At 60.9% G+C, this 20,635-nt stretch carries 16 protein-coding genes; 13 read left to right on the top strand and 3 right to left on the bottom strand.

Annotation, left to right across the window (positions count from 1 at the left end; genetic code table 11):
* Positions 1–370 precede the first annotated feature (370 nt).
* The 3 genes from FHT85_RS04430 (at position 371) to FHT85_RS04440 (ending at position 3,348) form a co-directional block, all read left to right on the top strand.
* A complete protein-coding gene (locus FHT85_RS04430) occupies positions 371–1,153 on the top strand; it encodes a cyclase family protein (protein WP_112334971.1) in 783 nt (260 codons plus the stop codon).
* Positions 1,154–1,224: 71 nt separating this feature from the next.
* On the top strand, positions 1,225–2,814 hold the full coding sequence (locus FHT85_RS04435; RefSeq protein ID WP_112411465.1) for a phytoene desaturase family protein: 1,590 nt from the start codon (positions 1,225–1,227) through the stop codon (positions 2,812–2,814).
* A 27-nt stretch (positions 2,815–2,841) separates the two neighbouring features.
* Positions 2,842–3,348 carry a MarR family winged helix-turn-helix transcriptional regulator gene (locus tag FHT85_RS04440; protein WP_112411464.1) on the top strand — a complete coding sequence of 169 codons (507 nt, stop codon included), beginning with the start codon at positions 2,842–2,844 and terminating at the stop codon, positions 3,346–3,348.
* A gap of 49 nt (positions 3,349–3,397) precedes the next feature.
* Here FHT85_RS04440 and FHT85_RS04445 read toward each other — a convergent pair whose 3' ends face one another.
* Both FHT85_RS04445 and FHT85_RS04450 read right to left on the bottom strand, forming a co-directional pair.
* Positions 3,398–4,957: an indolepyruvate oxidoreductase subunit beta family protein gene (locus FHT85_RS04445; RefSeq protein ID WP_112411463.1), complete on the bottom strand. Its 1,560-nt coding sequence runs from the start codon at positions 4,955–4,957 to the stop codon at positions 3,398–3,400.
* 9 nt (positions 4,958–4,966) lie between these two features.
* The gene (locus FHT85_RS04450) at positions 4,967–7,120 is read right to left on the bottom strand and encodes an indolepyruvate ferredoxin oxidoreductase subunit alpha (protein WP_112411462.1); all 2,154 of its coding nucleotides are present in this window, start codon (positions 7,118–7,120) and stop codon (positions 4,967–4,969) included.
* A gap of 357 nt (positions 7,121–7,477) precedes the next feature.
* Here FHT85_RS04450 and FHT85_RS04455 point away from each other — a divergent pair, with 357 nt between their 5' ends.
* The 6 genes from FHT85_RS04455 to FHT85_RS04480 all read left to right on the top strand — a co-directional run bounded on the left by FHT85_RS04455 (position 7,478) and on the right by FHT85_RS04480 (position 13,490).
* A complete protein-coding gene (locus FHT85_RS04455; protein WP_112411461.1) occupies positions 7,478–9,013 on the top strand; it encodes an ABC transporter substrate-binding protein in 1,536 nt (511 codons plus the stop codon).
* A 230-nt stretch (positions 9,014–9,243) separates the two neighbouring features.
* Positions 9,244–10,251 carry an ABC transporter permease gene (locus tag FHT85_RS04460; RefSeq protein ID WP_112411460.1) on the top strand — a complete coding sequence of 336 codons (1,008 nt, stop codon included), beginning with the start codon at positions 9,244–9,246 and terminating at the stop codon, positions 10,249–10,251.
* Complete coding sequence (locus FHT85_RS04465) at positions 10,244–11,137, top strand: ABC transporter permease (RefSeq protein ID WP_112399215.1); 894 nt, start codon at positions 10,244–10,246, stop codon at positions 11,135–11,137. Before FHT85_RS04460 ends, FHT85_RS04465 begins: the two co-directional genes overlap by 8 nt.
* Positions 11,134–12,006: an ABC transporter ATP-binding protein gene (locus tag FHT85_RS04470; protein WP_112411459.1), complete on the top strand. Its 873-nt coding sequence runs from the start codon at positions 11,134–11,136 to the stop codon at positions 12,004–12,006. Before FHT85_RS04465 ends, FHT85_RS04470 begins: the two co-directional genes overlap by 4 nt.
* A complete protein-coding gene (locus tag FHT85_RS04475; RefSeq protein ID WP_112411458.1) occupies positions 12,003–12,857 on the top strand; it encodes an ATP-binding cassette domain-containing protein in 855 nt (284 codons plus the stop codon). Before FHT85_RS04470 ends, FHT85_RS04475 begins: the two co-directional genes overlap by 4 nt.
* 69 nt (positions 12,858–12,926) lie before the next feature.
* Positions 12,927–13,490 (top strand): VOC family protein, encoded by a 564-nt coding sequence (locus tag FHT85_RS04480; RefSeq protein ID WP_112411457.1) that lies wholly within the window; start codon positions 12,927–12,929, stop codon positions 13,488–13,490.
* 34 nt (positions 13,491–13,524) lie between these two features.
* On the opposite strand, the gene FHT85_RS04485 is transcribed toward FHT85_RS04480, so the two are convergent.
* Positions 13,525–15,138, bottom strand: coding sequence for an AMP-binding protein (locus FHT85_RS04485; protein ID WP_112334982.1), 1,614 nt, complete (start codon positions 15,136–15,138; stop codon positions 13,525–13,527).
* 298 nt (positions 15,139–15,436) lie between these two features.
* Here FHT85_RS04485 and FHT85_RS04490 point away from each other — a divergent pair, with 298 nt between their 5' ends.
* From FHT85_RS04490 to FHT85_RS04505, 4 genes are read left to right on the top strand one after another with little or no spacing between them, the layout of a single operon-like run.
* Entirely contained in the window at positions 15,437–17,755 is a 2,319-nt protein-coding gene (locus FHT85_RS04490; RefSeq protein WP_112411456.1) for a bifunctional salicylyl-CoA 5-hydroxylase/oxidoreductase, read from the top strand.
* A 7-nt stretch (positions 17,756–17,762) separates the two neighbouring features.
* Positions 17,763–18,542, top strand: coding sequence for an SDR family NAD(P)-dependent oxidoreductase (locus FHT85_RS04495; RefSeq protein ID WP_112411455.1), 780 nt, complete (start codon positions 17,763–17,765; stop codon positions 18,540–18,542).
* A gap of 5 nt (positions 18,543–18,547) precedes the next feature.
* A complete protein-coding gene (locus FHT85_RS04500) occupies positions 18,548–19,399 on the top strand; it encodes an enoyl-CoA hydratase family protein (RefSeq protein ID WP_112411454.1) in 852 nt (283 codons plus the stop codon).
* A gap of 4 nt (positions 19,400–19,403) precedes the next feature.
* Positions 19,404–20,582: an acyl-CoA dehydrogenase family protein gene (locus FHT85_RS04505; protein ID WP_112411453.1), complete on the top strand. Its 1,179-nt coding sequence runs from the start codon at positions 19,404–19,406 to the stop codon at positions 20,580–20,582.
* Positions 20,583–20,635 lie beyond the last annotated feature (53 nt).

Here is a 20,635-nt window from a genome sequence, read left to right on the forward strand (position 1 = left end):
TTATTATCACATGCATACATTTTGAGTTTTAAGCTTCAAGTATCTGTTGGCGCGAATCACAGGGGACGCAGGCAACCACTGATAGCATTTCACCGAATTACGCCGAGGAATGCCATTTTACTTCAGTAACTTACAAACTCATAATGGCCGCCGATTTTATGTCAAAATTGGCGGCGCGAACCCAGCCGAATGCTTGCAATATCATATATTGTGACATAGGCTCCCTTCATTCCGCCGCCACGCGGACCCGGTGCCAGGAGGAAAGGCACCCGCGTCTGGCGATGTCGATTTCATGCCTGATCCTGAACAAAAGACCCTGCAAAAAGGCTCTTCGCACGGGATCCTGCAACAACAAGGGGAACTCAAAAAAATGACCGCTACCACACTCGCCAGCCTCGCCTCGGCCCTGCTTTCGGGCTCCGTCAAGGTCGTCGATCTCACCGCACCGCTCGGTCCGGATACTCCAGTGCTCTACCTGCCGCCACAGTTCGGCAAGAACACGCCGAACGTCAAGGTCCATACGATCTCGGAATACAACCAGGACGGTCCGTTCTGGGCCTGGAACTGGCTGGAGCTCGGCGAGCACACCGGCACACATTTCGATGCGCCCTGCCACTGGATTACCGGCAAGGATAATCCGAACAACACGACCGACACCATCCCGCCGCAGAACTTCGTGGCGCCGGTCAATGTCATCGACCGCTCCAAGGAAGCCGCCGCCAATCCTGATTATCTGCTGACGGTCGAAAGCATCAAGGAATGGGAAGCTGAGAACGGCGCGATCGAGCCCGGCAGCTGGGTACTGCTGCGCACAGACTGGTACAAGCGGAACGGTTCGACCGAAACCTTCCTGAACGCTGATGAAAACGGCCCGCATTCTCCCGGCCCGACGGCAGAAGCGATCGAATATCTGCTCACCAAGGGTATCATCGGCTGGGGTTCCGAAACGATCGGCACCGATGCCGGTTCCGCCGGTGGCATGAACCCGCCCTTCCCGGCGCACAACCTCATGCACAAGGCCAATCGCTATGGTCTGGCGAGCCTCTCGAACCTCGACCAGCTTCCGGCCAAGGGCGCTGTGCTGATCGCCGCGCCGTTGAAGTTCGTCAAGGGCACCGGCTCGCCGGTTCGCGCACTGGCATTGATCGCGTGATAGGCTGGAGAGGCGGGAGCCTGGGGCAGGCTCCTCCTTTCTGTTCATCTTGCCAATGAGGGGCGGCAGCAATGGGCGATCATGACTACATCATCGTCGGCAGCGGCATAAATGCGCTCGTCGCAGCCGCCATGCTCGGCAAAAAGGGCCACAAGGTGCTCGTCCTCGAGCGCAACGACCGCATCGGCGGTTGCCTGCGCACCGAGGAGATCACCCAGCCCGGCTTCATCCACGACGTCATGGCAACGACCATGGTGCTGTTCCTCACCTCGCCGGCCTATGGCGCCATCGGCAAGGATCTCGAGGCGCGAGGCCTGGAATTCGCCCATGCCGAGCTCCCCACGGGCGTGCTCAGGCCTGACGGTTCGCATGTGATCTTTTCCAAGGACCGGCGGCGCAATATCGCCACCTTCGATGAACTGTCGCTCGGCGATGGGCAGACCTTCTCGCGCGAAATGGATGCGCTGGCTGCCGATGCGCCATTCCTGTTTTCGCTGCTTGGCGGTGCATTGTGGTCGGGATCGATGCTCAAGACCATCGGCAAGCAGGGCTGGAGCCGCGGGCTGCGCAAGCTCGCCGCCTGGTTTGGCGATGCTTTGACGCCGGCACGCGGCTATCTCGAAACCAGCTACAGGTCCGAGGATATCCATGCGCTCTGGGCGCCTTGGGTGCTCCATTGCGGCCTCGGCCCGGAAAGCGCCTATTCCGCCGAAATGCTGAAGGTGATCGGCTTTGCATTGGAATTGGGTGGCGCGCCGATCGTCAAGGGCGGTGCCGAGAAGCTGCTGAAGGCCTTCGAACGATTGATTGCCGATCATGGCGGTGAAATTCGTGTGAGTGCCGATGTCGCGGCCATCATTGCGGACCACAATCGCAGCGCCGACGGCGTGCGTCTTGCGAATGGCGAAACGTTGAAAGCGAAAGCCGGCGTAATCTGCTCGGTAACGCCGAACCAACTCTACGAGCGGCTGATGAAGGATTGGCCGGATCCGCTGCCGCCGGAGGTCAAATCAAGCGTTGCGGCCTACCGCTACGGCAAGGGCGATATGCAGATCCACTACGCGCTTTCCGAGCCGCCGCGCTGGAAGGCCAATGCCGAACTCGGCAAGGTGGCGCTGCTGCACCTGACCCCTGGCCTCGACGGCGTCTCGCGCGCCGCCAATGAATGCGAGCGCGGGCTTCTGCCGGCCGAACCTACAGTCTGCGTCGGGCAGCCTGTCGCGCTCGATCCCAGCCGCGCACCGGAAGGAAAGTCGATCCTCTGGCTGCAGCTTCCCGAAGCGCCACGCCATATCAAGGGCGATGCCGCCGGCGAGATCGAAACGCCAAGAGACGGCCGCTGGACGGAAGAGGTGCGCGAGCGCTATGCCGACCGCATAGAGGCGCTTCTATCCAGCCATATCGAGAACTTCTCCGGCATAAAACTCGCGCGGCGCGCCTATTCTCCTGGCGACCTGGAAGCGATGAACGTGAACTTGGTTGGCGGCGACCCCTATGGCGGCTATTGCGGCATCGACCAGCTTTTCATCTGGCGTCCCTTCAAGTCATCTGTTAACCACCGCACCCACATATCAGGCCTTTACCACATCGGCGCATCGGCGCATCCCGGTGCGGGCCTTGGTGGGGGCTCCGGCTTCCTGCTCGCATCATCGCTGAAGTAACACGTTTCCGAAGGAGGAGTTTCGTCGATGGAGGAACGGTTTTCAGGCACCGTTTTGAGGCGCACGCGAGATGAGAACGCGAAGCGCCCGACCATGGGCGAAATCGGCCTCAATCACTTCGCGCCCTATCTCATGAACCGGCTGATGGCGCGTTGGAACGCCAATCTTTCGGAAGAGCTGCGCGAATACGATATGACGACCGCCAAGATGCGTGCGCTTGCCGTCCTCTGCGTCTCCTCCAGCGTCACCATCAACGAGCTCTCCGTCTTCGCCGTGACCGAGCAATCGACGATGAGCCGCACTTTGGACTCGCTCGAACAACAGGGTTACATCCGCCGCCAGCCCCGCGCCGAAGACATGCGCATCCGCGATGTCTCCATCACCGAGGAAGGCCGCGCCGCCTTCGAGAAGGTGTGGCCGACCATGTACGACCTCTTCCTGCAAATGTTCGACGGCGTCGACGAGGCCGAATATCGCACCTTCATCTCGACCCTGCACAAGGTGCTGCACAATATCAGGAAGCATGAAATCTGAGCGGCTTATGCCCCCAAGGGCGAAATAAGCCACCGTGCTCTCAGCAACCTCACAGCGTCTCCACAGTCTTCATAGCGCCATCGAGCGCCGTGCCCTTCTCGTCCAGCAATGCAGCCTGCCGCAGCCGCCGCATCCAGGCGGCTCCATCCTCGCGGTCGCGCAGGAGCGGCAGCGCCGACATGACGCGATCGAACTTGGAAAGCCCGCGCGCATGCGTATCGGAATAGCCCTTCACGAGGCGGCGGTTGCCGAGCACCTCGACGGCGAGATCGTAATTCGCGGCCAGCAGGTTGGATGCCGCCGCAAGCCAGGCCTCGCGATGTTCCACCTCGCGTGCGTGCCGCAGCGTGCCGCGACGGATACGGCGCAGCGCCGAGACCATGTAAAGGCCGAGGAACCAGAACAGCGTGCCGGTCTGAACGCGCCGCCCCTTGTTGACGAAGCGGTCCAGCCGGGCAAACAGCAGCGGCCTGTTTTCTATCCATAGGCCCATCGCCTTCGGCATCGTGCCGCAGACCTCATCCATGCGCGGATGCATGTATTCGGTCATGTAAACGATCTGGTCGTCCTTGGCGCCGACTTCCTTACGGACGCGCTCGAAACGCGAGCTACGCACCTTCAGATCGGCAACGCGGATGACATCATCGTAAGCCATGGCGACCGCGACATATTTCGCCGCCTGCACGGTGAAGGCGAAATCCTTATTCGCGCCGCCAGCCTTTCGATCCAGCGCATGAAGTGCCGCGACACGGCCCAGATATTCATCGGCATAGGCCGGATCCTGGTAATCGGTCAGCTTCTTGACACCGGCAAACAGCAGCGGCCAGGCAACTTCGTGAAATTCGGATCGGATGCGATTAACCAGCCGGTCCAGCGCCGGATGACCGGCGGTTTCAGGCAGCGCATCGAAATGCTTCGGCGGTGTCGCGGAAACCGCATCGCGCGGCTTTTCCTTGACCCTGTCGAAGGCGGCATTGAACGCCTTCAGGCTGGGCTCGATACCCTTGCCTCCGGCGCGGATCATCGCCTCGAAAGCCTGCTTGCCGAACGGCAGTGCACCCGAGCCGGCCAAAGCGCCGAACATGGAGGCCGAAATCACGCTGCCATTCCTGACGGCCATCGTTTCCATGTCGAAGGCGATGGTGCGCTTGGCGGCAAAATCCGTGGCATCGACCACCACCTCGGCATTACCGATGCCATCGCCCGGCTTTTCCTTTTCCGCAACCGCAAAGGAGCGGTGCGTCGAGGCGATCAGCAGCGTTTTGTCCGGCGTGACGAGGCCGCGCAGCACCGAACGGCCAGCCTCCATCAGCTCCGCCGCCATGACGACATCGACATCACCAGGCGTCGGCATCAGAGAGAAGATCGGCTCGTGACCATCCTTCGCCGGCAGCATTTCGATATAGTAGATCGTCGCGCCCGTACGCTGCGCCACTCCGGGCACGGACGTCGTCTGCGCCATCCAGCCCTCGGCTTCGGCAAGGCCGACGATCCAGTCGGCCAGCACGCCGCCGCCCTGCCCGCCCATGGCGAGGATAGCAAGCGACAGCGGCTTGTCTGTCGAAAGCCTGTTGGCGCCGAGATCGCTCATGCTCACATGCTCGTTCATATCGCCCTCTCAATCTGCGAAGACGATGCGGCCGGCGCGGCGACGCGCCTGCAGCCAGCCGATGATGCCCGAGCGCATGCGAGCGACGAAGCGATCCCAACCCGTCGGGTTATGGATGATATCGGCACGATAAAAGGAGGGACAAAGCACCGCCGCCTCCGAGACCTCGCCGCAATTGCCGCAGCCGACGCAATTATTGTCGATCGCCGCCACCGGATCGTCCTTCAGCGGGTCGTCGGTATGCTTGACCGATAGCGAGGGACAGCCGGAAAGGCGGATGCAGGCGTGATCACCAGTGCAGACGTCCTCGTCCACGCCGAAGCGCTCCTTGACCATACGCTTGCCGTCCTTCACCGCCTTGGCGAATTGCGGCTTCACGCGACGCTGCTTGTTGAGCATGCACTCCGAGGAAGCGACGATAATCTTCGGCCCCGGCTCCTTCGAGGTCAGGGCCTCACGCAGCGTATCGCGCATCTTGGCGACATCATAGGTCCGGTCGATCTGGCGCACCCAGGTCGCACCAATGCCCTTGACGGCATTGACGATGGAATTGTTGGTCTTGCGGCGCGGATTGAGAGCACGCGAGGACGGTATGTCCTGCCCGCCGGTCGCCGCCGAATAATAGTTGTCGACGACGAGGATGACACCATCCTGCTTGTTGAAGACGGCATTACCGACAGAGGTCGCCAGGCCGTTGTGCCAGAAGCCGCCATCGCCCATGACGGAGATCACGCGCTTATCGGCCGCGACATTGAAGGCCGAAGCGGCCGCCGGCCCGAGCCCGTAGCCCATGGTCGTACTGCCGATATTGAAGGGCGGCAGGATCGAGAAGAGGTGGCAACCGATGTCGCCTGATATGTGATGCTGGCCGAGTTCGCTCTCCACCATCTTCATCGCCGCAAAGATCGGCCGCTCGGGACAGCCGATGCAGAAACCCGGCGGCCGCGGCGGCACGACTTCGGCGAGCGCCTTGATCTTGGGATCGCTAAGGATAGGTGTCGGGTCCGGCAGCGGCGGCTGGTTGCCGAGCAGCACGCGCTGATGGACTTCGAGGAAATTCTTGATGCCCTTCATCAGCACCGGCGCGGTATATTCGCCGCCCATCGGCAGCACGTCCTTGCCCGCGACCTTGGTCTGAATATCGCGGCGGCGCAGGATGGTGTTCAGGGACTGCTCGATATATTCGGGCGCCCCCTCCTCGACCATCAGCACCGCCTTCTTGCTGGCGCAGAATTCGGCGATCTGGTCGTCAACAAGCGGATAGGCGACGTTGAGGACGTAAAGCGGCACGGCGGAATTGCCGTAGACATCGGCAAGTCCGAGCTGCTGCAGTGCGCGCAGCACGCCATTATACATGCCGCCGAGCAGGATGATGCCGACATCACCCTCGGAGGGTCCGAAATACTCGTTGAGCTGCCGCTTCCTGATGAAATCGACCGCAGCAGGCCAACGCTTCTCCAGCTTCTCCTTCTCATGCAGGAAGGATGCCGGCGGCAGCACGATGCGGTTGACGTCGCGAACCGGATTTTCCAGCGCCTGCTTAAGCGTATAGGCCGGTCGCTTGTTATCCTTGGCGACGAACTGGCCATGCACATGACAGCTGCGGATGCCGACCTGCAGCATGACGGGCGTATTGGAGGCCTCGGAAAGCTCGAAGCCCTCCTCGACCGCCTGCACGATCGGCGGCAGATTCGGGCGCGGATTGAGCAACCACATCTGCGATTTCATCGCATAGGCATGGCTGCGCTCCTGCATGATGGAGGAGCCTTCGCCGTAATCCTCACCGATAATGATGAGTGCGCCGCCCGTGACCCCGCCCGAAGATAGGTTGGAAAGCGCATCGGAGGCGACATTGGTACCGGCCGTCGATTTCCAGGTAACGGCGCCGCGCACCGGATACATGACGGAGGCGGACAGCATGGCGGCAGCTGCAGCTTCCGATGCCGATGTCTCGAAATGGACGCCCAGATCCTGCATCACGTCCTTGGCGTCGGCCAATACATCCATGAGATGGGAAATCGGCGAGCCCTGATAGCCGCCGACATAGGAAACACCGGATTGCAGAAGTGCCTTGGTGATCGCGAGAATACCCTCGCCGCGGAAGATGTCGCCTTCCCCGAGCTTCAGATCCTCGACCTCGCGCGCAAACGATCGCTCGGCCATGACGTTACCCCTTTGCCCTTGTGGGCTTGTTTTAAATCATTTGCAAAATCATATTTTGAACTTCATTGAACTGTCAACGAACAAATATGAAATCCAGCTCTATGGAGTAAGTTCGAATGGGAAAGCCATTGCCTTCCTTCTTCCACATCGGAATCTTCGCTCTCCGGATTGCAGCGCATATATATGCGTACGCATTTAATATGGATGCCAAAAAAGCATCGGATTCTTTACAAGCACTAGAGAAAGCGCTTGCCGCTCCAAAATATGTATTTTAAGATTAAAACATTCCGACAATAAATCGCCAGCAGCAGTTGGGCGTCATGCTTTTCTGCCGCTTAACAGGGGAACGGAGTGACCATGACTAAGCTTACTCGGCGCGAGGCACTCAGCCTCGGCGCGGCCGCATTCATGACTGGGATTTTAGCCGGCAGGACGCCTGTGGAAGCAGCGGAAGCCGGCACGCTGACCATCGCCTTCAACGTCAATTTGCCTTCTTTCGATCCGACGACAGGCCCATCCGCCGTCAACCCGACGATCCAGGCAATCTACCGCTCGGTCTTCGACCAGTATATCGGCCAGGGACCGGACCTGAAATTCCAGCCGGGCCTGTTGACGGCCTGGGGCTGGAACGACGACAAGACAAAGGTCTGGATGGATGTCCGCGAAGGGGTGACCTGGCATGACGGCTCCAAGTTTACGCCCGACGACGTCGTCTGGTCGCTGGAGCGCGCCGCCAAGCAGGACACCGGCAACCCGATCCAGTTCATCTGGTCGACCGCCAATAATTACAAGGTGGAAGGCAACCGCATCACTGGCGATGTCGTTCGCTTCGAGCCGACCTATTTCAAATGGATGGCCTTCCTCACCGGCTACGTCCTGCCGAAGGACTATTACACCAAGGTAGGCGCGCAGGGCTTCGAAAAGAAGCCGATCGGCACTGGCCCCTATATGGTCGACGCCTATGAGGGCAATTCCTATCTGCGCCTGAAGGCAAACCCGAACTATTTCGGCGGCAAGCCCGCCTTCGACACTGTCATCTTCAAGTTCGTACCGGATACGACGAGCCGCGTGGCCGAAATCGAGTCCGGTTCATCCGACGTGACGCTGGAAATACCCTATGAGGATTTCGACCGGCTGAAGAAGAAGTCAGGTCTCGCCGGCGTCGCCACCCCCATCTCCGACATCGGCATGATCTTCATCAGCAATGTCGACCCGATGCTCGATAAGAACGTCCGTCTTGCCGCCAATATGGCGATCGACAAGGAAGCGATCATTAAGCGGCTGCTGCGCGGCTACGGCAAGCCGCTATCGACGCTGGAAGCGCCGGAATATGAGGCCTACGACGCCTCCGTCAAAACCCCTTACGATCCGGAACAGGCCAAGAAGCTTCTGGCCGCCAGCGGCTATTCGCCGGAAAAGCCGGTGAAATTGACCATCAAGACCACCCGCGGCTTCAAGCCGAAGGATTACGAGATGATCCAGGCGATCGTCGGCATGTGGCGCAAGGTCGGCATTGAGGCTGAAATCGAAGTCTACGAAATCGCTAAGCACTACGAGCTGCGTGCCGCCCATCAGCTCGGGCCGGCCGCCTTCTACAACTGGGGCAACGCCATCGGTGATCCGACGACCTCGACCGGTTTTGCCATGTTCGGACCCTCGCCGCACTCTGCCTGGAAGACCAAGGATGTCGACGACATGCTGGGACCGCTCTGGGTGGAAAAGGACGAAACGAAGCGCATTGCCGGCTGGAAGGCGGCGATCAAATATATTGCCGAGCAGGGTTATGTGATCCCGCTGCTGCAATATGCCCAGCCGATCGTCTACAAATCGAGCCTCAAGGTCACGCCGAATGTCTCCGGCGCCCTGCAGCCGACGCTCGTGTCGAAGGCTTGATGCATCAGGCTTTGAGTATGTGGCTGCCCCTCACCCTAGCCCTCTCCCCGTTCTGACGGGGAGAGGGGACGACCTCTGTACCCTCGTCTGGAAAAACGGTCGGAAGGAAGGCTCCGGGTGCTTCTATCCCCTTCTCCCCGTCAAAACGGGGAGAAGGTGGCCGATAGGCCGGATGAGAGGCCTGTACTCTCCATGTTACAGTCAGCACATGCGATCGGAACTCATAACGCATGATAGCAGTCTCCATATTGAACCGCCTCATCATGGCCGCAATCACCCTCTTCGGCGTGGCGGTGATTGTCTTCGTCCTGCTGCGTGTCGTACCCGGAGATCCGATCGCGATGATGATCTCGCCGGGCGCAAGCCCTGCCGATATCGCCGCACTGCGCGCCCATTACGGTCTCGATGCGAGCCTGACCATGCAATTCTGGCTCTGGCTGAAAGCGGTTCTGATGGGCGATTTTGGGACATCGATTTCCTTGAAGCGCGATGTGCTCTCCCTGCTCGGCGAGCGCCTCCCCGCAACGCTGGAGCTTGCCTTTGCCGCGTTGGCGTTGGCTATTCTTCTCGGTGGCGCGGTCGCCATCATCGGCACCCTTGCCCGCCGCACGATTTTCGAGCCTATGATCGATAGCTTGAACGGTCTTTTCCTGGCGGTTCCGGATTTCGTCTGGGCGCTAGCTCTTGTGTTGGTCCTCGGCGTTCTTTTTCCGCTTTTCCCGCTCTCCGGACGCATCGACCCGAGCAGCGACACGCAATTCGCAACGCCCTTCTATCTCATCGAAAGCCTCGTGACGCTTCGCTTCGGTATTTTCGCCGATATCTGCGCCCATATGGTCATGCCGGTTCTGGCGCTCGGTCTGCCGCTGGCGGCCATCATCGCCCGCGTGCTGAAGGCAGCACTCTCCGAGGCCATGGTGCAGGACTATATCCTGCTCGCCAAGCTGAAGGGCATGTCCGAGCTGCGGTTAGTGCTGCAGGAGGCGCTTCGCAATGCCGTGGGTCCGACGATCGCGCTCACCGGCGTGCAATTCACCTTCCTGATCGGCGGCAGCGTCATCGTCGAGCGCATCTTCGCCTATCCTGGCATTGGCAACATGGCGATCGATGCCGTCATCAACCGCGACCTGCCGCTGATCCAGGGACTGGTACTGGTCTTCGGCGCCCTCTTCATCCTCGTTAATCTGGCGGTCGACCTTCTCGTCGCGGCCTTCAATCCGAGGCTTGCCCATGGCTGACGTCACCTCGCCCGCCATGCCGCAGCCGCCCTCCAGAATGGCGAAACGCATCCGGGCACTGCTGTCCGAGCCGAAGGTGATCTTCGGCGGCGGCTTTATTCTCATCCTCCTCATCCTTGCGATCTTCGCCCCCTACATCGCGCCGAAAGATCCGCTGGAGCAGGATCTGATGTCCGGCACTCTGCCACCGGCATGGATCGAGGGGGCCGATCCCGGCTTCCTGCTCGGCACGGACGATCTCGGCCGCGACGTGCTCTCCCGCGCCATCTTCGGCACGCGCATCGCGCTCACAGTCGCCTTCGTCGCGGCCGGGCTCGCGGCGTTCATCGGCACGCTGCTCGGCCTTCTCGCCGGCTGGTACGGCGGCTGGATCGACAAGGTGATCTCCCGCCTCGTCGATATCTGGATGGCGTTTCCGCCCGTATTGCTGTCGATCCTGCTCGTCGCCGTCTTCGGCTCCGGCGTGCATTCGGTCATCGCGGCCATTGTCATCATCGACTGGACGCGCTTCTGCCGCGTCGTGCGCTCGGAAACGCAGGCGCAGGCACGGATGGATTATGTGACCGCAGCCCACACGATCGGTTTTTCACGAGTGAGAATCCTCTTCAGCGAAATTCTGCCCAATGTGACGCCGGTGCTGATCGCCCTCGTCAGCCTGGAAATGGGAATTGCCGTCATCGTCGAAGCCATCCTGTCCTTTGTCGGCCTGTCGGTCGCATCCGATACGCCGACCTGGGGCGGCATGATCGCCGAGGGTCGGCAGATGATCTATCAGGGCTGGTGGGTGCTGGTCGTGCCGCTGATCGCGCTCTTTGCGACGGTGCTTGCCTTCAATCAACTCGGCGATGGCCTGCGCCGCGCCCTCGATCCGGTAATGCGCCGATGACATCTCCACTCCTCTCCATTACCGGCGTCAACGCCGTATCCGACCGCGACGGCGGCGCACCGATCCTGCGCGATGTTTCCCTGACGTTGGAACGCGGCGAAGTGCGCGGGCTGGTCGGCGAAAGTGGCGCCGGAAAATCGACCATCGCCAAGGCCCTGCTCGGCATCCTGCCGCGCGGCGTCCGCGTCACGAACGGCTCGATCCTGTTCGAAAACCGCGATCTACTCACGCTTTCCGCCAAGGAATTGCGAGACATCATGGGCAGCGAGATCTCGCTGATCCCGCAGGACCCGCAGACGGCACTCAATCCCGGTCGCCGCATCGAGGCTCAGTTGACCGACGGACTACGGTTGAAGCGGGGCCTGTCATCGGGCGATGCGCGGCGGCGCGCGCTGAAGCTGCTGGAGGAAGTGCATATCCGCGATCCCGAGCGCGTGCTGCGCGCCTATCCCCATGAACTGTCCGGCGGCATGCGCCAGCGCATCTTGATTGCCGCCGCCTTCGCGCTGGAGCCGAAATTGGTCGTCGCCGACGAGCCGACCACGGCGCTCGACGTCACCGTGCAGAAGCAGATCCTGCGGCTGATCCGCGGCCTGCAGGAAGCGCACGGCACCGCCGTCATCTTCGTCACGCATGATCTCGGCGTCGTCGCCCAGATCTGCGACAGCGTCACGCTGCTGTACGCAGGCAAGGTTATCGAGGAGGGGCGTACAAGCGACGTGCTTACGCATCCACGGCATGTCTACACGAAATCGCTCCTTTCCGCTGGCCCCCGTTACGATCGGCCGGATGCCGGGCTGATGCCGGTGCCGCAAGCAGTCTTCGAACAACTGCGCCGCGAAATCGGCATTTCGGAGGGCGGCCGATGAGCGTTTCCGATCATCTGCTGTCCGCTAAGGGCATCGAAGTCATTTATGGTGCCAAGCGACATCTTTTCGGACCACCAGGCCTTGGCATCAAAGTGCTGCACGGTGTCGACATCGATATCCGTCGTGGCGAAACGATTGGCATTGTCGGTGAAAGCGGCTCGGGCAAGACGACGCTCGGCCGCGCCCTGCTGCGGCTGATAGATGCGACAGCAGGCAGCATTCATTTCGACGGCCGAGACATCACGCATCTGCCCGATTCCGAGATGCGGCCGCTGCGCCGCCGCATGCAGATGATCTTTCAGGATCCGATGGCCTCGCTTAATCCGCGCCACACGATCCGCCGCATCCTCGTCGAGCCACTGCTGCTGCACAGGCTGGCTTCGGACAGAAAAGAAGCCGAGCACCATGTGGCCGCAATTCTCGAGCGCGTGACGCTGCCGCAGGCCTGCCTCGACCGCAACCCGCATGAACTCTCGGGCGGCCAACGCCAGCGCATCGGCATCGCGCGCGCGGCTCTGCTGAAGCCGGATTTCGTGCTCGCCGACGAGATCGTCTCCGGCCTCGATGTGTCGACGCAGGCACAGGTTCTCAATCTGCTGAAGGAACTTTCGCGCGATCTTGGCCTCTCGATGGCCTTCATCAGCCATGATCTTTCCGTCATTCGCGCCGTCTGCGACCGCGTCTATGTCATGCGCCACGGTCGCGTCGAAGAAGAAGGCGATTGCGAGCGCGTCTTCACCGCACCCGCCTCCGCCTATACCCGCATGCTGCTCGACGCCATTCCCCTGCCGGAAGTCGACCCGCACTGGCTTGGTCGCGAAAACCTGATGGAAGAAGCGCCCGTTGCGTAAAGGTTATTAATTGTGCTGCAGGTGTTAGCGAGACTGCAACAACATCGGCATATGGAAAGGAAAGACCCTATGACGGATCCTGTTTCAGCAGCAACAAAAACCACGGGCTTGCCCGGTCTTCGTGGCCACGACCATACAGGACTGACGGTGCCGGATATGAAGCAGGCGGTCGATTTCTTCGAAAACGTGCTCGGCTGCGAGGTCGTTATGTCGTTCGGCCCGTTTGCCGATGATACGGGCACATTCATGACCGATTTGCTTGGTGTCGATCCCAAGGCTGAAATCAAGCAGATAACCCAGGTGCGATGCGGTTTCGGATCGAACATCGAACTGTTCGAATATTCGGCGCCCGATCAGCGGGACCTCAAGCAGAAGAACAGCGATATCGGCGCGTTTCACATCTCGCTTTATGTCGACGATATCGACGCCGCAAAAGCTTATCTGGACAGCAGAAACGTTGCGACGCGCTTAGGGCCATTGAACATTACAGACGGTCCAGCAGCTGGCCACTCGATCCTCTATTTCCAGGCACCCTGGGGCCTGCAGTTCGAGGCTATCAGCTACCCCAAGGGCATGGCTTACGAAAAGGACGCCGAAACCGTGCTGTGGAGCCCGAAAGATCCGGGCAAATAAATCAACGCGTCATGACGTTCGCCTTGCGGCATTCCTAGTTCCGCAGGCGGAAGCGCTGTATCTTGCCGGATTCTGTCTTCGGCAAAGCGTCGACGAAGACGATGGAGCGCGGATATTTATAAGGCGCGATGACGGCCTTGACGTGATCCTGCAGCGCCTTAGCCAGTAGATCCGACCCTGTGACCCCAGGCACCAGCACGACATGCGCCTGCACGATATAACCCCGTTCCTCGTCCGGTTTGCCGATCACAGCGCATTCGAGCACGTCGGCATGCGAAAGAAGGGCTGCCTCGACTTCCGGCCCGGCAATATTGTAACCGGCCGAAAGAATGATGTCGTCGGAACGGGCGGCGAAATGGAAATAGCCGTCCTCATCCTGAATGAAGCTGTCGCCCGTCAGGTTCCAGCCATCTCGCACGTAATCGGCCTGCCTGTGGTCGGCGAGATAACGGCAGCCGATCGGCCCGCGAACGACGAGTTTGCCGATGGTCCCGCGCGGAACCTCGTTCATCCCGTCATCGACGACACGGGCCTCATAGCCCTTCAGCGGCTTGCCCGTGCAATTCGGCTTGGCGTCGGAGAGATGATTGGAGATGAAGATATGCAGCATCTCGGTCGAGCCGATGCCGTCGAGGATCGGCTTGCCGGTCTTGCGCGTCCATTCCTCAAAAATCGGCCCCGGCAGCGTCTCGCCGGCGGAAACGGCAATGCGAAGCGAAGACAGATCCGCCCCCTCCTCCATCGCCGCCAGCATGGCACGATAGGCCGTCGGTGCAGTGAAGCTGATGGTCGCTCCATATTCCTGGATGATCTCGACCATGTTCTTCGGCGAAGCGTTTTCCAGCAGCGCCGTCGATGCGCCGAAGCGCAAGGGGAAGATGACCAGACCTCCGAGTCCGAAGGTGAAGGCAATCGGTGGCGAGCCGATGAAGACGTCATCCGGCGTCACCTGCAGCACTTCCTTGGCATAGGCATCGGCGATAATCAGGATATCGCGATGGAAATGCATAGTCGCCTTGGGCACGCCCGTCGATCCGGAGGTGAAACCGAGCAGCGCCACATCATCCCGCCCGGTCTTCACCGGCTCGAAGCGAACGGGCTTGTTGAGCGCAATGCGGTCGAGTTCCGCATCGTGGTTGGCGGTGCCGTCGAAGCCGACAACCTGCTTCAAAAACTGGCTGTCCTTGGCCGCCGCGACAAGCTCTTCCAGCAGTCTTGTATCGCACAGCGCGAATGAGATTTCCGCCTTGTCGATGATCTTCGAAAGCTCGCCTGCCCGCAGCATCGGCATGGTATTGACGGCAACAGCGCCGACCTTCGTCACCGCCAGCCAGCAGGCGATCATGGCGGGATTGTTGCCGGAGCGGATGAGAACGCGATTGCCGGGCTTGACGCCGAAGTTCTCGACGAGCGCGTGCGCGATGCGGTTGGTCCAGTCCGCCAGCTCCTTGTAGGTGCGGCGGCGGCCGTTGCCGATCAGGGCAACGTGATCGGCGAAACCCTTCTCCACCATCCGGTCGCTGAGTTCGAAGCCGGCATTCAACCATTCCGGATAGTCGAAACCCTCCATCCGTAGCTCGGGCCATTCGTCGAAAGGCGGCAGATTGTCTCGCGTGAATGTATCGGTATGACCGGTTGGTCCCAGCATCGCCTTGCTCCCGCATTCTTCTCGATCAAATCGCCACGACAGCCGTTTCCCCGCGGCGCATGTGGCGTTGCTAAAAAAGATCGCACCGAAGCCCGCAATGTTCAAGCAAGAAATTTTAAGCATAAACTATTTTTAAATTCCCATTGATTTAGAAAGAAAATTCTCAATTTTCACGATGTTGTGACCATCAGCCCTCCGCAAATCCGAACAGGAAAAGCCTTGACGAATGGCATCGACAAGATATTTTAAGTTTAAATGATTTTGAGGTCGACTTCGGTCTGACGAGGAGGGAAAAGCGATGCGCATCGTCTGTATCGGCGGCGGCCCCGCAGGGCTCTACTTCGCGCTTCTGATGAAGAAGCTCCATCCCGAGCACTCCATCCGCGTCGTCGAGCGCAACCGCCCCTATGATACTTTCGGCTGGGGTGTCGTCTTTTCCGATGCGACCATGGTTTCGATGCGGGAATGGGACCCGGAAAGTGCCGCCGAAATCGAGGACGCCTTTAACCATTGGGACGATATCGAAGTCCTCTTCAAGGGCACGCGCCAGCGCACATCGGGCCACGGCTTCGTCGGCATCGGCCGCAAGAAGCTTTTGAACATCCTGCAGCGCCGCTGCGAGGCGCTCGGCGTGGAGCTTATCTTCGAAACGGACGTCAATTCCGATCTCGACTATCCGGATGCCGATCTGGTCATCGGTTCCGACGGCCTCAATTCCAAGATCCGCAATCATTATCCGGAGATCTTTCAGCCTGACATGATCACGCGGCCGAACCGCTATATCTGGCTCGGCACCAACAAGCTTTTCGACGCCTTCACCTTCGATTTCCGCCGCACCGATCACGGCTGGTTCCAGGCGCATATCTACAAGTTCGATGACAAGACCTCGACCTTCATCGTCGAGACGACGGAAGAAGCCTATCTCGCCCACGGCCTTGACAAGATGGATCAGGATGGCTCCATCGCCTTCTGCGAAAACCTGTTTTCCGAAGTGCTCGAAGGCGCTTCGCTGATGACCAATGCCCGCCATATCCGCGGTTCGGCCTGGCTGAATTTCAACCGCCTGATCTGCGGCAAGTGGAGCCATTTCAACGGCAACTCCCATGTCGTGCTGATGGGTGATGCCGCCCATACCGCGCATTTCGCGATCGGCTCGGGCACCAAGCTTGCCATTGACGATGCCATCGAGCTGACCCGTCAATTCCAGATCCATGGGCACGAGAAGGACAAAATTCCGGCAGTGCTCGAAACCTATGAGGACATCCGCCGCGTCGACGTCGCCCGCATCCAGAACGCCGCCCGCAATGCGATGGAGTGGTTCGAAGTCGTCGGCCGCCGCTATGCCGATACGCTCGAGCCGCCGCAATTCATGTATTCGATGCTGACGCGCTCCCAGCGCATCAGCCACGAAAATCTTCGATTGCGCGACAAGACCTGGCTTGAAGGCTATGAGCGCTGGTTTGCCGAAAAATCCGGCCTTGAGGTCGGTAACGACCGCTGCCTGCCGCCGATGTTCACGCCCTATCGCCTCCGCGACGTCCAGCTCGTCAACCGTATCGTCGTCTCGCCGATGGCCATGTATTCGGCTGAGAATGGCGTTATGAACGACTTCCACATCGTTCATCTCGGCTCGCGCGCCCTTGGCGGCGCAGGGCTGATCTTCGCGGAAATGACCTGCGTCACGCCCGATGCCCGCATCACGCCCGGATGCCTCGGCCTCTGGAACGAAGAGCAGGTGGCGCAGTGGAAGCGGCTCATCGACTTCGTTCACATGAACAGCGCCGCCAAGGTCGGCATCCAGCTCGGCCATGCCGGCCGTAAGGGTGCGACGAAACTTGCCTGGGAAGGCATCGATCAGCCGCTTGCCGAAGGCGGGTGGCCGCTGATTTCGGCATCCTCAATCCCTTATCTCAAGAACAGTCAAGTGCCGAAGACCATGGATCGCGCCGATATGGAGCGCGTCAAGGCCGACTTCATCCGCTCGACCGAACTGGCGGTCGAGACTGGTGCCGATTGGCTGGAATTGCATTGCGCCCACGGCTATCTGTTGTCGAGCTTCCTGTCGCCGCTGACCAATCTGCGCGATGACGAGTATGGCGGCAGCCATGAAAACCGCGCCCGCTATCCCCTGGAGATCTTCAGGGCAATGCGCGCGATCTGGCCGGCGGGCAAGCCGATCTCGATCCGCCTCTCCTGCCATGACTGGACTGACGGCGGTAACACACCGGAAGATGCGGCGATCTTCGCGCGCATGTTCAAGGAAGCCGGCGCCGACCTGATCGATTGCTCCTCAGGCCAGGTATCGAAACAGGAAAAGCCGGTTTACGGCCGCCTGTTCCAGACGCCCTTCTCCGACAAGATCCGCAATGAGATCGGCATCCCGACGATCGCCGTCGGTGCAATCTCCGAGGCCGATCACGCCAATTCGATCATTGCGGCGGGCCGCGCCGATCTTTGCGCCATTGCCCGCCCGCATCTGGCGGACCCCGCCTGGTCAGTGCACGAAGCCGCCAAGATCGGGCTGACTTCCATTCCCTGGCCGAAGCAATATCTTTCCGGCAAGAGCCAGTATGAAACCAATCTCGCCCGCGCGGCCACCGCGGCACCGGCGAAATGAGGATGAGATGACGACTTCGGGCAAACTCAGCGGCCGCCATGCGCTCATCACCGGGGCCGGCAGCGGCATAGGTGCCGCGATCGCCAAGGCGCTTGCCGCCAAGGGTGCGCGCGTCAGTCTCGCCGGTCGCCGCCGCGAGCCGCTGGAAGCGGTTGCCGCCGAGGTTGGCGTGCACGCTTTTGTCGTCGATGGCTTCGATGTCACCAGCCCCAACGCCGTGACCCAAGGCCTTGGTAAGGCACGCGAAAAATTCGGTCCTGTCGATATCCTCGTCAACAATGCCGGAGAAGCGCCGAGCGCCTCCTTCGAGAAGACGACGCTGGAGGCTTGGAACCATATCCTCTCCGTCGACCTCACCGGCGTTTTCGTGGTGACGCAGGCTGCCCTCCCCGACCTAAAGGCTCGTGGCCACGGCGCACGCATCATCAACATCGCCTCGACGGCCGGTCTGAAGGGCTATGGTTACGTCTCGGCTTACGTCGCCGCCAAGCACGGCGTCGTCGGCCTGACCCGCTCGCTGGCGCTGGAACTGGCGAAAACCGGCATCACCGTCAACGCTGTCTGCCCCGGCTTCACCGCCACGCCGATCATCCAGCGCTCGATCGAGACGATCGTCGCCAAGACCGGTCGGACGGCTGAGCAGACCCTTGCCGAGTTCACGAAGTCCAATCCGCAGGGACGGCTCGTCACGCCGGAAGAAGTCGCCGACACCGTTCTGTGGCTGGCCTCGCCGGCCGCGGCATCAATCAATGGACAGGCAATTGCGGTTGCCGGTGGGGAGATTTGAACGCGATGAGCGACCGGGATATGACGATGAAGGGGCACCTGAAGCCCTTCAAGGATTATAAGCCGGAACACTTCCTCTGGGATGTCAGTGAAGATGGCCGCGTCGCCACCATCCGCCTCAACCGCCCGGAACGTAAGAATCCGCTGACCTTCGACAGCTATGCCGAGCTGCGCGATCTCTTCCGCGATCTCGCCTATGCATCGGATATCCGCGCCATCGTGTTGACCGGCGCCGGCGGCAATTTCTCCTCCGGCGGCGATGTCTTCGAGATCATCGAGCCCTTGACCCGCATGGCGATGCCCGAGCTTCTGGCCTTCACCCGCATGACCGGCGATCTCGTCAAGGCGATGCGCAAATGTCCACAGCCGATCATCTCGGCAGTCGATGGCATCTGCGCCGGCGCTGGCGCCATCCTCGCCATGGCCTCCGATCTGCGGCTCGCGACGCCCCAGGCAAAGACCGCCTTCCTCTTCACCCGTGTCGGCCTCGCCGGTGCGGATATGGGTGCTTGCGGCATCCTGCCCCGCATTGTCGGCCAGGGCCGTGCCGCCGAGCTTCTCTTTACCGGCCGCTCGATGGCGGCAGCGGAAGGACAGGCCTGGGGCTTCTATAACGGACTGCACGCGAGCGCCGACCTCGAGAGCGAAGCGGTTAAGCTCGCCCGTTCGCTCGCCGATGGTCCCTGGTTCGCCCATGGCATGACCAAGACCATGCTGAACCAGGAATGGGCGATGGGTATCGACGAAATGATCGAATCCGAGGCGCAGGCGCAGGCGATCTGCATGGCAACGCAGGATTTCCGCCGCGCCTTCGAGGCTTTCGCCGCTAAGCGCCGGCCGGAATTCCAGGGGGATTAAGAGGATGTCCACGGCAAGTAGCCTCGCCGGCCCGACCCGCGATCATTTGGAGTGGCCCTTCTTCGAAGAGCGCCATCACCGTTTCGCGACCGAAGTCGATGCCTTCGCCAGGTCCGCCGCCATGGCCTCGATCGGTCACGCCGATGTCGATGGCGCATGCCGGAAGCTGGTCAAGGCGCTGGGCGAAGCCGGGCTTCTCACCGCCGCCACTGGATCTTCCGATAGCGAACCGCTGATCGATTCCCGCATGGTCTGCCTCGCCCGCGAAACGCTGGCCTGGCATGACGGCCTTGCCGATTTTGCCTTTGCCATGCAGGGGCTCGGCACCGGCGCCATCGGCCTCTCCGGCTCGCCCGAATTGCGGGCCGCCGTGTTGCCCAAGGTACGCTCGGGTGACTGGCTCGCCGCCTTCGCGCTATCGGAAAAGGACGCCGGCTCCGATGTGGCCGCGATGAGCTGTGCCGCACGCCTCGACGGCGACCACTATGTTCTCGACGGCGAGAAGACCTGGATTTCCAATGGCGGCATCGCCGACGTCTACACCGTCTTCGCGCGCACCGGCGAAGCGCCTGGAACACGCGGCATCTCGGCTTTCGTCGTCTTTGCCGACGATCCCGGCTTCTCGATTGCCGAACGCATCGAGGTCATCGCGCCGCATCCGCTGGCGACGACCCGTTTCGACAATTGTCGCATTCCTGCTTCGCGCCGTCTCGGCGCACCGGGCGAAGGCTTCAAGATCGCCATGCGCACGCTCGATATTTTCCGCGCCTCGGTGGCGGCTGCCGGCCTCGGCTTTGCCCGCCGCGCGCTCGATGAATCGCTTGCCCACGCGCGGTCGCGCCCGATGTTCGGTGCCACTCTTGCCGACCTTCAGTTGACGCAGGCCGCCCTCGGCGATATGGCGACCGGCATCGACGCGGCGGCACTGCTCACCTATCGGGCCGCTTGGCGCCGCGACGTGCAGCGGTTGCCGACGACGCGCGAGGCGGCCATGGCGAAGATGACGGCGACGGAAACCGCGCAGAGCGTCATCGACCGCGCCGTTCAGCTCTTTGGCGGGCGCGGCGTGAAATCGGGCGAGATAACGGAAAAACTCTATCGGGAGATCCGCGCGCTTCGCATCTATGAAGGTGCGACGGAAGTTCAGAAACTCATCGTCGCGCGCGAACTTTTGAAGGCATAGAGCAATTCCAGGAAAAGTGTGAAACGGTTTTCCGTCCGGAATTGCGTAGGACA

Origin of the sequence: Rhizobium sp. BK312, assembly GCF_014193605.1 — a bacterium.
Taxonomy (GTDB): Bacteria; Pseudomonadota; Alphaproteobacteria; order Rhizobiales; family Rhizobiaceae; genus Rhizobium.

What these genes read in the sequence shown, in the direction of transcription:
- FHT85_RS04430 (WP_112334971.1), top strand. Translation starts at nt 371, where the DNA reads ATGACCGCTACCACACTCGCCAGCCTCGCCTCGGCCCTGCTTTCGGGC.
- FHT85_RS04435 (WP_112411465.1), top strand. Translation starts at nt 1,225, where the DNA reads ATGGGCGATCATGACTACATCATCGTCGGCAGCGGCATAAATGCGCTC.
- FHT85_RS04440 (WP_112411464.1), top strand. Translation starts at nt 2,842, where the DNA reads ATGGAGGAACGGTTTTCAGGCACCGTTTTGAGGCGCACGCGAGATGAG.
- FHT85_RS04445 (WP_112411463.1), bottom strand. Translation starts at nt 4,957, where the DNA reads ATGAACGAGCATGTGAGCATGAGCGATCTCGGCGCCAACAGGCTTTCG.
- FHT85_RS04450 (WP_112411462.1), bottom strand. Translation starts at nt 7,120, where the DNA reads ATGGCCGAGCGATCGTTTGCGCGCGAGGTCGAGGATCTGAAGCTCGGG.
- FHT85_RS04455 (WP_112411461.1), top strand. Translation starts at nt 7,478, where the DNA reads ATGACTAAGCTTACTCGGCGCGAGGCACTCAGCCTCGGCGCGGCCGCA.
- FHT85_RS04460 (WP_112411460.1), top strand. Translation starts at nt 9,244, where the DNA reads ATGATAGCAGTCTCCATATTGAACCGCCTCATCATGGCCGCAATCACC.
- FHT85_RS04465 (WP_112399215.1), top strand. Translation starts at nt 10,244, where the DNA reads ATGGCTGACGTCACCTCGCCCGCCATGCCGCAGCCGCCCTCCAGAATG.
- FHT85_RS04470 (WP_112411459.1), top strand. Translation starts at nt 11,134, where the DNA reads ATGACATCTCCACTCCTCTCCATTACCGGCGTCAACGCCGTATCCGAC.
- FHT85_RS04475 (WP_112411458.1), top strand. Translation starts at nt 12,003, where the DNA reads ATGAGCGTTTCCGATCATCTGCTGTCCGCTAAGGGCATCGAAGTCATT.
- FHT85_RS04480 (WP_112411457.1), top strand. Translation starts at nt 12,927, where the DNA reads ATGACGGATCCTGTTTCAGCAGCAACAAAAACCACGGGCTTGCCCGGT.
- FHT85_RS04485 (WP_112334982.1), bottom strand. Translation starts at nt 15,138, where the DNA reads ATGCTGGGACCAACCGGTCATACCGATACATTCACGCGAGACAATCTG.
- FHT85_RS04490 (WP_112411456.1), top strand. Translation starts at nt 15,437, where the DNA reads ATGCGCATCGTCTGTATCGGCGGCGGCCCCGCAGGGCTCTACTTCGCG.
- FHT85_RS04495 (WP_112411455.1), top strand. Translation starts at nt 17,763, where the DNA reads ATGACGACTTCGGGCAAACTCAGCGGCCGCCATGCGCTCATCACCGGG.
- FHT85_RS04500 (WP_112411454.1), top strand. Translation starts at nt 18,548, where the DNA reads ATGAGCGACCGGGATATGACGATGAAGGGGCACCTGAAGCCCTTCAAG.
- FHT85_RS04505 (WP_112411453.1), top strand. Translation starts at nt 19,404, where the DNA reads ATGTCCACGGCAAGTAGCCTCGCCGGCCCGACCCGCGATCATTTGGAG.